This is a genomic window from Nocardia sp. NPDC050799 (assembly GCF_040654015.1).
Taxonomy (GTDB): Bacteria; Actinomycetota; Actinomycetes; order Mycobacteriales; family Mycobacteriaceae; genus Nocardia.
On the sequence record NZ_JBFAHF010000071.1, the window covers coordinates 1 to 12931 of the forward strand.

The 12931-nt window shown below is 67.4% G+C and carries 1 protein-coding gene; it reads left to right on the forward strand.

What is annotated here, in order from left to right; all coding sequences use genetic code 11:
- Positions 1-12876, forward strand: a 12876-nt coding sequence (locus AB0H42_RS34900; protein WP_357063972.1) for an amino acid adenylation domain-containing protein, incomplete at its 5' end; no start/stop codon positions are given.
- Positions 12877-12931 lie beyond the last annotated feature (55 nt).

A 12931-nucleotide genomic window follows, 5' to 3' on the forward strand; every position in this document is an offset into this window, starting at 1 on the left:
TACGGTCCGACCGAGGCTGCGGTCGATGTCACTTTCCATGAGGTGACGGATGCGGATACCGCGGTGGTGCCGATCGGTGCTCCGGTGTTCAACACGCGGGTGTATGTGTTGGATGCCCGGTTGCGGCCGGTGCCTGTCGGTGTCGCGGGTGAGCTGTATCTGGCCGGTACCCAGTTGGCGCGTGGGTATGTGGCGCGTCCGGATCTGTCGGCGGATCGGTTCGTGGCCGATCCGTTCGAGGTCGCCGAGCGGATGTATCGCACGGGTGACCTGGTGCGGTGGACCGCGTCCGGTGAGCTGGAGTATTTGGGTCGTACCGATTTCCAGGTGAAGTTGCGTGGTCTGCGCATCGAACTCGGCGAAATCGAGTCGGCGCTGACCGGTGTGGACGAGGTCGGGCAGGCCGTGGTGGTCATGCGTGGTGACGCGCGCACCGGCGACCAGCTTGTCGCCTACCTGGTGCCCGCCCCGGGCGCGCCGCTGGATATCGAGGATCTGCGTGAGGACCTCACGGAGGTGCTGCCGTCGTACATGGTGCCCGCCGCGTTCGTGGTACTGGACGAGTTCCCGCTGAACGCGTCCGGGAAGCTGGATCGCAAGGCGTTGCCGGCGCCGGTGTTCCAGGCGCGAGTGTTCCGGGCGCCGTCGACTCCGGTCGAGGAGATCGTGGCCGCGACCTTCGCCGAGGTACTGGGTGCCGAGCGGGTCGGTGCGGACGACGACTTCTTCGAGCTGGGCGGTAACTCGCTCAGCGCCACCCGGGTGGCGGCGCGATTGTCGGTGGCACTGGACACCGAACTTCCGGTCCGGGAACTGTTCGAGGCATCCACCGTGGCGGCGCTGGCCGCCCGCGCGGAGACCCATGCCGGTGCGGGTGGCCGGGTGGCGCTGGTGCCGCAACCGCGTCCGACCCAGGTCCTGGAGACGGGCGAGGTCGTGGAGCGGGTGCCGTTGTCGCTGGCGCAGCAGCGGATGTGGTTCCTGAACCGGTTCGATCCGGCCTCGGCCGCGGACAATATGCCGATCGCGGTGCGGTTGTCGGGTCTGCTCGACCGCCAGGCCATGCAGATCGCGATCGCCGACGTGCTGGCGCGGCACGAAGCGCTGCGGACCTTCTACCCGGATGTGGACGGCACGCCGTTCCAGCAGGTGCTGCCGACCTCGGCGGTGATCCCGGATCTCACCCCGGTGGAGGTCGCGGAGTCCGATCTGTTCGCCCGGGTGGCCGAGTTCGTATCGGCCGGTTTCGACGTGACCACCGGGGTGCCCTTCCGGGTCCGGTTGTTCGAGACGAATCCGACCGAGCACGTCCTGGTTCTCGTCGTGCACCATATTTCGTCGGACGGCTTCTCCCTGGGACCGCTGGCCCGCGATGTGCTCACGGCCTACAGCGCCCGCATCGAGGGTGGCGAGCCGGGCTGGCTGCCGCTCGAGGTGCAGTACGCCGATTACACGCTGTGGCAGCGCCAAGTCCTGGGTTCGGAGGACGATCCGCAGTCGGTGATCGCCTCGCAGGTCAGGTACTGGTCCGAAGCGCTGGCCGGTATTCCGGAGCAGTTGGACCTGCCGGCCGACCGGTCGCGGCCCGCGGTGGCCTCCGGGCAGGGCGCCACCTACACCTTCGCTATCGACGACACCGTGCACGCCGAACTGGTGGAGCTCGCCCGCGCCCATGGCGTCACCTTCTTCATGGTTGTGCACGCGGCCTTCGCCGTGATGCTGTCCCGGTTGTCGGGTGAGACCGATATCGTCGTCGGCACGCCGGTGGCGGGTCGTGGTGAACGTGCGCTGGACGATCTGATCGGCATGTTCGTCAACACGCTGGCGCTGCGGACGCCGATCGACCACGGCGTCGGTTTCGCCGAACTGCTGGAAACGGTCCGCAGCAGTGACGTGGCCGCCTTCGGGCACGCGGACCTGCCGTTCGAGCGTTTGGTGGAGGTCCTCAACCCGGCCCGCTCGCAGGCCCGGCATCCGCTGTTCCAGGTGATGCTGTCGCTGCAGAACAACAATGCGCAGGTCGCCGGGGAACTGCCCGGCCTGACCATCAGCGGACTCGAGTCACCGATCGAGACAGCGAAGTTCGATCTCGTGCTGGAGCTCGGCGAGCTGATGGGTCCGGCAGGTGCCGGTGCGGCCGCCGCCCACGGTGTCTCGGCGAAGTTCATCTATGCGACGGATCTCTTCGACCGTGCCACGGTGGCGGGCTTCGCGGATCGGTTCGTAGCTCTGCTGCGGGAGATCGTGGCGGCGCCGGAGACGGCGGTCGGGGATCTGGAGATTCTCGCCGCGGTCGAGCGGGACCAGGTGCTGGCGGAGTGGAACGCGACCGAGCACACGCTCCCGGCCGGGCTGCTGCTGGATCGGTTCGATGCCGCGGCTGCGGCGTATCCGGATCGGGTGGCGGTTTCGTTCGAGGGGACAAGTCTGTCCTACGGCGAGTTCGCGGGTCGGGTGAACCGGCTGGCGCGGCATCTGATCGCGCAGGGTGTGGGCCCGGAGACGCTGGTCGGGTTGCTGGTTTCCCGGTCGATCGATCTGGTCGTCGGGATGTATGCGGTGGTCGCGGCCGGTGGTGCGTATGTGCCGTTGGATCCGGCGCATCCGGCGGAGCGGATCGGTTACATTCTCGATACCGCGTCGCCGTTGTGTGTGCTGACGACCACCGGTGATGCCGGTGCGGTGCCCGAGGGCACGGATGTGCCGGTGCTGGCTGTGGACACCCTCGACCTCGATGGTTACGACACTGCACCGGTCACCGATGCAGACCGTGTGGCGGCTGTTCGGCCGTCGAATACGGCGTATGTGATCTTCACATCCGGTTCGACGGGTCGCCCCAAGGGCGTGGCCGTCTCGCATTCGGCGATCGTGAACCAGGTCGCGTGGATGCTGGCGCAGTATCCGATGGATACGTCGGATGTGTATCTGCAGAAGACCGCGACGACCTTCGACGTTTCTCTGTGGGGTTACTTCCTGCCGCTGGCGGCGGGTGCGCACCTGGTGGTGGCGGCTCCGGATGGTCATCGGGATCCGGCTTACCTGGCGGAGATCATTGCCGAGCAAGAGGTGACGGTCACCGACTTCGTGCCGTCGATGTTGGGTGTGTTCGCCGCCCACACTCCCGCGGGTTCGATTCCGTCGCTCGAGCATGTGTTCGTGATCGGTGAAGCCCTGCCGCCGGAGACGGTGACGGCGATGCATGCGATTTCGGATGCGGCTGTGCACAACCTTTATGGTCCGACCGAGGCTGCGGTGTCGATCACCTATTGGCAGGCGACCGGTGCGGAGTCGGGCAGTGTGCCGATCGGTGTGCCGCAGTGGAACAGCCGTGTATACGTGCTGGACTCCCGTCTCCAGCCGGTTCCCGCCGGTGTGGTGGGTGAGCTCTACCTCGCGGGTGATCAGTTGGCTCGCGGGTATGTGACCCGTCCGGATCTGTCGGCGGACCGTTTCGTCGCGAGCCCCTTCGATGCCGGTCAGCGGATGTATCGGACCGGTGACCTGGTGCGGTGGAGCCGGGCCGAGGTCGAGGGCCGGATCGAACCGGTGCTGGAGTATCTGGGTCGTACCGATTTCCAGGTGAAGTTCCGTGGTCAGCGGATCGAGCTGGGTGAGATCGAGTCGGCGTTGCTGGCGCAGCCGGTGGTGAGTCAGGCCGTGGTGACGGTCGCGGCGTCGGATCTGGGTGAGCAGCTCGTCGCGTACGTGGTTCCTGCTCGGGGTGCGCAGATCGTGTCGGCTGCCCTGCTCGACGATCTGCGTGATGTGCTGCCGGTGTACATGATTCCGGCCGTGGTCATGGAGTTGGATGCGTTCCCGTTGAACACCTCCGGGAAGCTGGATCGTAAGGCGTTGCCGGCGCCGGTGTTCGAGACCAAGCAGTTCCGGGCTCCGTCGACGCCGATCGAGGAGATCGTGGCGGGTGTGTTCGCCGAGGTGCTGGGTGTGCAGCGGGTGGGTGCCGATGATGATTTCTTCGCCCTGGGTGGTAACTCGCTGATCGCGACCCAGGTCGCGGCTCGACTGGGTGCTGCGCTGGATACCCAGGTGCCGGTGCGGTTGCTGTTCGAGGCCGCCACTGTTTCGGTGCTGGCTGCCCGGATCCAGGAGCAGGCCGGTTCGGGCGGTCGGGTGGCGTTGGTGCCGCAGCAGCGTCCGACGCGGACGTTGCCCTCGGGAGAGGTTGTCGGTGCCGCGCCGCTGTCGCTGGCGCAGCAGCGGATGTGGTTCCTGAACCGGTTCGATCAGGATTCGGCCGCTTACAACTTGCCGATGGCGATCCGTTTGTCGGGTGCCCTCGACGTCGAGGCGTTGCGCTCGGCCGTCACGGATCTGGTGGCGCGACACGAGGTGTTGCGGACGGTGTATCCGGAGACCGAGGCGGGGCCGGTGCAGTGGGTGTTGCCGGTCGGTGACGCCGTACCGCGACTCGAGGTGCGTTCCGTCGCGGCCGGAGATGTTGTTCCGGCGGTGGCGGGGTTGGCGTCGGCCGGTTTCGATGTGACGGCCGAGGTGCCGTTGCGGGTCGCATTGTTCCGGGTGCATGACGCGGTCGACGCGACTGCCGGCGAAGTTGTGGTGGATGTCGAGCCCGCGGCCGGTGCGGCCGGCGAGTTCGTGCTGGCGATGGTGGTGCACCATATCGCCGGTGACGGCTTGTCGGTGGGTCCGCTGACGCGGGATCTGATGATCGCTTACGCGGCGCGTACTGCCGGCGAGGCGCCGGGTTGGGCGCCGCTGCCGGTGCAGTACGCCGACTACAGCATCTGGCAGCGCGAGTTGCTGGGTGACGAGGCCGATCCGGAGTCGATCGCGGCCGCCCAGCTCACCTATTGGCAGTCGGCGCTGGCCGGGGTGCCGGATCAGTTGGATCTGCCGACCGATCGGCCACGTCCGGCCGTACAGTCCTTCGCGGGCGGGCGGGTCGAGGTCGCGATCGATGCGGAAACCCATGCCGGTTTGGTGCGGGTGGCGCAGCAGCAGGGCGCGACGCTGTTCATGGTTGTGCATTCCGCGTTTGCGGTGTTGTTGTCGCGGTTGTCGGGTGCCGATGACATCACTATCGGTACGCCGGTGGCGGGTCGTGGTGAGCAGGCGCTCGATGATCTGATCGGTATGTTCGTGAACACGCTGGTGTTCCGGAGCCAGCTGGATCGCGGTGAGTCGTTCGCCGACCTGCTGTCCCGCCAGCGTGAGGTCGATATCGCGGCGTTCGCGCATGCGGATGTGCCGTTCGAGCGTTTGGTGGAGGTGCTGAATCCGGCACGATCCACCGCGCGGCATCCGCTGTTCCAAGTGGGCTTGACCTTCCAGAACCTGGCCGCCTCCGTGCTGGAACTGCCGGACCTGACGGTTTCCGGGGTGGATTTCGATGCCGAGATCTCCCAGTTCGACCTGAACCTGCTGCTCGGCGACTCCTACGACACCGCCGGGGCCCCGAACGGCGTGGCCGGGTACCTGACCTATGCCACCGCCCTGTTCGATCACGCCACGGTGGCGGGTTTCGCGGAGCGGTTCGTGGGTCTGCTGCGGGAGATCGTGGCGGCGCCGGAGACGGCTGTCGGTGATCTGGAGATCCTGGCGCCGGTCGAGCGCACGAAGATGCTGGCGGAGTGGAATGCGACCGAGCATGCGCTCCCGGCCGGGTTGCTGCTGGACGGGTTCAATGCCGCGGCTGTGGCGTATCCGGAGCGGGTGGCGGTTTCGTTCGAGGGGACGAGTCTGTCCTATGGCGAGTTCGCTGGTCGGGTGAACCGGTTGGCGCGGCATCTGATCGCGCAGGGTGTGGGCCCGGAGACGTTGGTGGGTCTGCTTGTTTCGCGGTCGATCGATCTCGTGGTCGGGATGTACGCCGTCGTCGCGGCCGGTGGTGCGTATGTGCCGTTGGATCCGGCGCATCCGGCGGAGCGGATCGGTTACATTCTCGAGACGGCGTCGCCGTTGTGTGTGCTGACCTCCACGGCTGATGTCGGTGCGGTGCCCGAAGGTGCGGAAGTGCCGGTGCTGGCTGTGGACACCCTCGACCTCGATGGGTACGGCACTGCACCGGTCACCGATGCGGACCGGCGTGGGTCGTTGCAGCCGTCGAATACGGCGTATGTGATCTTCACATCCGGTTCCACCGGGCGCCCGAAGGGTGTGGCAGTCCCGCATTCGGCGATCGTGAACCAGGTCGCGTGGATGTTGTCGCAGTATCCGCTGGGTGCAGACGATGTGTATCTGCAGAAGACGGCGACGACGTTCGATGTGTCTTTGTGGGGTTACTTCCTGCCGTTGGCGGCGGGTGCGCATCTGGTGGTGGCGACTCCGGATGGTCATCGGGATACCGAATATTTGGCGCGCACGATCGCTGAGCAGCGAGTGACGGTGACGGATTTCGTGCCGTCGATGTTGGGTGTGTTCGCCGCCCACACTCCCGCGGGTTCGATTCCGTCGCTCGAGCATGTGTTCGTGATCGGTGAAGCCCTGCCGCCGGAGACGGTGACGGCGATGCATGCGATTTCCGGTGCTGCTGTGCACAACTTGTATGGTCCGACCGAGGCCGCGGTGTCGATCACCTATTGGCAGGCCACCGGTCAGGAAACCACCAGTGTGCCGATCGGTGTGCCGCAGTGGAACAGCCGTGTGTATGTGCTGGATTCACGACTGCGGCCGGTCCCTGCCGGTGTCACGGGTGAGCTCTACCTCGCGGGTGATCAGTTGGCTCGCGGGTATGTGACGCGACCGGATCTGAGTTCGGACCGTTTCGTCGCGAACCCCTTCGATGCCGGTCAGCGGATGTATCGGACCGGTGACTTGGTGCGGTGGAGCCGGACCGAGGTCGAGGCAGCGGGCCGGACCGAGTCGCTGCCGGTGCTGGAGTACCTGGGTCGTACCGATTTCCAGGTGAAGTTCCGTGGTCAGCGGATCGAGCTGGGTGAGATCGAATCGGCATTGCTGGCGCAGCCCGCGGTGAGCCAGGCTGTGGTGACCGTCGCGGCGTCGGATCTGGGTGAGCAACTCGTCGGCTACGTGGTTCCCGCTCCTGGTGCGCAGATCGTATCGGCTGCCCTGCTCGATGATCTGCGTGATGTGCTGCCGGTGTACATGATCCCGGCTGTGGTCATGGAACTGGATGCGTTCCCGTTGAACACCTCGGGCAAGCTGGATCGTAAGGCGCTGCCGGCGCCGGTGTTCGAGACCAAGCAGTTCCGTGCTCCCTCGACGCCGATCGAGGAGATCGTGGCGGGGGTGTTCGCCGATGTGCTGGGTGTGCAGCGGGTAGGTGCCGATGATGATTTCTTCGCGCTGGGCGGTAACTCGCTGATCGCGACCCAGGTCGCGGCGCGTCTCGGTGCGGCGTTGGACACCACGGTGCCGGTGCGGTTGTTGTTCGAGGCCTCCACGGTGGCCGCGTTGGCTGCCGCCGCGGAATCCGCCACCGGGCGTGGTGATCTGCCGGTGCTGGCGGCGCGGGAGCGGCTGGAGCAGGTGCCGTTGTCGCTGGCGCAGCAGCGGATGTGGTTCCTCAACCGGTTCGATCGGGATTCGGTCGCCTACAACATTCCGATGGCGATCCGGTTGACCGGCGACCTCGATGTGGACGCGCTGCGTGCGGCGGTAGCCGATGTGGTGGGCCGGCACGAGGTCTTGCGGACGATCTACCCGGAGACCGATTCCGGTCCGGTGCAGCTGGTGCTACCGGCCGGGGACGCCGCGCCGCGACTGCAGGTGCGCGCGGTGGCCGCCGCCGACGTGGTGGCCGCGGTATCGGAACTGGTGTCGACCGGTTTCGACGTCACCGCCGAGGTGCCGTTGCGGGTCGCGCTGTTCGAGGTCAGCGACACGGCCGGCGAGGGCGCGACCGGTGAGTTCGTGCTGGCGATGGTGGTCCACCACATCTCCGGTGACGGTTTGTCGGTGGCCCCGCTGACCCGCGATCTGATCACCGCGTATGCGGCTCGGGTCGTGGGTGAGGCGCCGGGTTGGGCGGCGTTGCCGGTGCAGTACGCCGACTACAGCATCTGGCAGCGTGAGTTGCTGGGCGATGAGGCCGATCCGGAGTCGCTGGCCGCGCGGCAGGTCGAGTACTGGCAGTCCGCGCTGGCGGGTGTGCCCGACCAGTTGGACCTGCCGGCGGATCGGCCGCGGCCGGCGGTGCAGTCGTTCACCGGTGGCCGGGTCGAGGTCGCTATCGACGCCGAGATCCACGCCGGGCTGCGGCGGGTCGCCCGAGAGCAGAATGCGACGCTGTTCATGGTGGTGCATTCCGCGTTGGCGGTGTTGTTGTCGCGGTTGTCGGGTGCCGATGACATCACTATCGGTACGCCGGTGGCGGGTCGTGGTGAGCAGGCGCTCGATGATCTGATCGGTATGTTCGTGAACACGCTGGTGTTCCGGACCGAGCTGGATCGCGGTGAGTCGTTCGCCGACCTGCTGTCCCGCCAGCGTGAGGTCGATATCGCGGCGTTCGCGCATGCGGATGTGCCGTTCGAGCGTTTGGTGGAGGTGCTGAATCCGGCGCGGTCGACCGCGCGGCATCCGTTGTTCCAGGTCGGTCTCTCGTTCCAGAACCTGGCGCAGTCCAGCCTGGAGTTGCCGGGGCTGACGGTATCGGGGCTGGATGTCGATACCGAGGTCTCGCAGTTCGACCTGCACCTGATCGTTGCCGATGGCTACGACGACAACGGCGCTCCCCTCGGTGTGCATGGTCATCTGACCTACGCCACCGATCTGTTCGACCGCGCTACCGCGCAGGTGATGGTCGATCGGTTCGTGCGGTTGCTCGGCGAGATCGTGGCGAATCCGCTGGTTCCGGTGGGCGATGTGGAGATCTTGGCGTCCGCCGAGCGGCAGGCGCTGCGGGCTCGTAACGCTACGGGCCGGGAGTTGGATTCGGCGGCGACGTTGGTGTCGCTGCTGGATGCGTCGGTGGCAGCTACGCCGGATGCGGTGGCGTTGGTGGCCGCGGATGGTTCCCATATCACTTATGCGGAGTTGGGTGCGCGGGTCAATCGTCTGGCGCGGTTCCTGATCGCGGAGGGTGTGGGTCCGCAGGATCGTGTGGTGCTGGCGGTGCGGCGGTCGGTGGATCTGGTGGTCGCGATGTATGCGGTCGCCGCTGCCGGTGGTGTGTATGTGCCGGTGGATCCGGATCAGCCGGCGGAGCGTACGGGTTACATCCTGGACAGCGCGGCACCGGTGTGCGTACTGACCACCAGTGCTGACGGCGTGGTGAGCGACGGTGTGCCGTCGCTGGCCGTGGACACTCTCGATCTCGGTGGTTTCGCGGCTTCGCCGGTGACCGATGCCGAGCGTGTGGCGCCGTTGCGTGCTTCGAATACGGCGTATGTGATCTTCACGTCGGGTTCGACGGGTCGCCCGAAGGGCGTCGCGGTGCCGCATGCGGCGATCGTGAATCAGTTGCGGTACATCACCGACGAATTCGCACTCGATGCCACGGATGCGATCTTGTTGAAGACTGCGGCGACGTTCGATTTGTCGGTGTGGGAGTTCTGGACCGCCGCGGTGAGTGGTGGCCGGATGGTGATCGCGGAGCCGGAAGGCCATCGCGATCCGTCGTATCTGAACCAGTTGATGCGTCGTGAGCGGGTGACGACATTGACGGTGGTGCCGTCGATGCTGGATGCCCTACTGAGCACCGCAGACGGTTTGCCGGACTCGTTGCGGCGGGTGCTGGCGATCGGTGAAGCCTTGCCGGCGGCGACGGCGCAGAAGATGCTGGGCGAGTTCCCGGGTGTCGGGTTGTTCAACTTGTACGGCCCGACCGAGGCCGCCGTCTCGATCACCACCCATCGGGTGACCGAGGCCGATCTGGTGTCGGTGCCGATCGGTGTGCCGCAGTGGAACAGCCGGGTGTATGTGCTGGATTCGCGTTTGCAGCCGGTGCCCGATGGTGTCGCGGGTGAGCTGTATCTGGCCGGTGCGCAGTTGGCGCACGGGTATTTCGGTCGCCCGGACCTGTCCGCGGATCGGTTCGTGGCGGACCCGTTCGTGGCGGGGCAGCGGATGTATCGCACCGGTGACCTGGTGGCCTTCGACGGTAATGGTGAGCTGGAGTACCGGGGTCGTACCGATTTCCAGGTGAAGATTCGTGGTTTCCGGATCGAGCTGGGTGAGATCGAGGCGGCGTTGCTGGCGTTGCCGGAGGTCGCGCAGACCGCGGTATTGGCGAAGTCGGATCCGCGGACCGGTGACCGGCTGGTCGGGTATGTGGTGCCCAGTGGTGCGGCCGGCTTGGATACGGGGCGGATTCAGTCGGAGCTGGCGCGGCGGTTGCCGTCGTACATGGTGCCGTCGGCATTTGTGGAACTGTCCGCGCTGCCGTTGACCGTCAACGGGAAGCTGGATCGTAAAGCGCTGCCGGAGCCGGTGTTCGAGGCTCGAGCGTTCCGGGCTCCGTCGACTCCGATCGAGGAGATCGTGGCGAATACGTTCGCCGAGGTGCTCGGTGTGGATCGTGTCGGCGCCGACGACGATTTCTTCGCGCTGGGCGGTAACTCGCTCGTCGCGACGCAGGTGGCGGCGCGGTTGGGTAAGGCACTCGACACGACTGTCCCGGTGCGGGCGCTGTTCGAGGCTTCGACGGTGGCCGGTTTGGCGGTGCGGGTGGAGCGGCATGCCGGGTCCGGTGGGCGGGCACCGCTGGTGCCGCAGCCGCGGCCGGAGTTGGTGCCGTTGTCACTGGCGCAGCAGCGCATGTGGCTGATCAACCAGTTCGATCCCGGTTCGCCCGCGTACAACATTCCGCTGGCGATCCGGCTGACGGGTGAACTGGATGTCGCAGCTATGCGCGCGGCGGTCGCGGATGTGCTGGAACGGCACGAAACGCTGCGGACGCGGTATCCGGTCGGCCCCGGCGATCGCCCGTATCAGGAGGTCCTGCCGGCCGCGCAGGCTCTCGCCAGTGGCCTCGAGGTCGCTGCCGCCGCTGATCCGGTGGCTCGGATCGGCGAGCTGATGTCGGTTGGTTTCGACGTCACCCAGGAGGTACCGGTCCGGGCGCTGCTGCTCGAAACCGGACCCGGCGAACATGTGCTCGCGTTCGTCGCACACCACATCGCGGCCGACGGTGCCTCGATGGCGCCACTGGCCCGGGACCTGATGACGGCCTACCTGGCTCGTGTCGGTGGTGATTCGCCGGGCTGGTCGCCGTTGCCGGTGCAGTACGCGGACTTCGCGCTGTGGCAGCGTGCGGTGGTCGGGGACGAAACCGACCCGACCTCGCCGGCCGCCGGCCAGTTGGCGTACTGGCAGAAACAGCTCGACGGGGTTGCCGTGGATGCCGAGCTGCCGCTGGACCGGCCGCGTCCGCCGGTACCGTCGATGCGCGGCGGGCTGACGAGTTTCGCCATCGAGGCCGAGGTGCACCGCTCGCTGGACGAGTCGGCGCGAGCGCACGGCGTCACGCTGTTCATGGTGATGCACGCCGCGGTGGCCGTGCTGTTGTCCCGGCTCACCAACACCGGCGATGTCGTGGTCGGCACTCCGATCGCCGGACGCGGGGAGCAGGAGCTCGACGATCTGGTCGGTATGTTCGTCAACACCCTGGCTTTGCGTACCAAGGTGGAACCCGATATGACCTTCGCCGAACTGCTGGAGCAGGCCCGGGAGACGGATCTCTCGGCATTCGCGAATGCCGATATCCCGTTCGAACAGGTGGTGGGAGCGGTACTGCCGGGCCGGGCCACCGCGCACAACCCGCTCCTCGGCGTGGTGCTGTCCTTCCAGAACACCGAACAGCCCACGCTGGATCTGCCCGGGCTGAGTGTGCAGGCGCTGGGAGAGCAGGCATTGGCCGCGAAGTTCGATCTCCAGATCGGTATCGACCCGCAGCGGGACGCCGACGGCGGCTTCGGGGAACTGTGGTCGGTATTCGGGTACGCCACCGACCTGTTCGACGAATCGACCGTGCAGTCCTTCGGTCGCCGGTTCGCCCGGATTCTCGCCGCGGTGGCCGCCGATCCGCAGGTCCGGGTGGGTGAGATCGATATCCTCGATACCGCCGAACGCGACCGGATGGCGGCGCCCGCGCAGCAGGTGGCACCCGCTGCCACCACCGGTACCGCGTTGCCACAGACGCTGCGTGCGTCGGTGGAGGACGATCCGGAAGCCCCCGCGGTGGTGTGGGGTGAGGAAGAGGTCACCTATCAGGAGCTGGACGCGCGTTCGTCGCGGCTGGCCCGGGTGCTGATCGGGCGCGGGTACGGGCCGGGTACCGGTGTGGTGCTGCGGCTCGAACGCGGGGTCGACGCGGCCGTCGCGACCTGGGCGGTGCTCAAGGCGGGTGCGGCGCTGGTGCCCGCCGACGCGGTGTCTGCCGCCGCGGGGGCGGGCCTGTCGGTCGAGGCCGGCCTCGTGGCGGGCGCGCCGCCGGCCGCGCCGGATGTCGACTGGCTGGTGCTGGATGATCCGGCGCGTATCGCGGAGATCGCGGCGGAGTCGTCCCGTCCGGTGACCTACGCCGATCGGGTCCGGCCGCTGCAGGGTGGCGATCCGGTGTGCGTCGGCGCCGGTGGCCGTGTGCTGTCCTACGACGAGCTGGCCGCCGTGGTGGCCGAAGTACACACCGTGACCGGGCTGACCTACGAATCCCGGACCTTCCGGTACGGCCGTACCAACGGCCCGGCCGCGGTGGCGGAGATCGTGGCGGCGGGCGCGGCGGGCGCGGCGGTGGTGCTCGTACCCGAGGTCACCGGCGCGGCGCTCGGCGACGAATGGGTCACACACCTGTGGATCGACCGGGCGGGCCTCGAGGCCTTGGAACCGGACGCTCTGGAGGATCTGTCCGCGCTTCTCCTGGAGGAGGCGGGCCGGCCCGACGGATCGTGGGCGGCGGTGGAGCAGATGCTCGAGCTGAGCGCTCTGCTGAACTGAGCCCTCCGGTGTAGCGGCCCCGGGGGGCCCGGGGGCCCGCCGCCCCGGCGCCCGC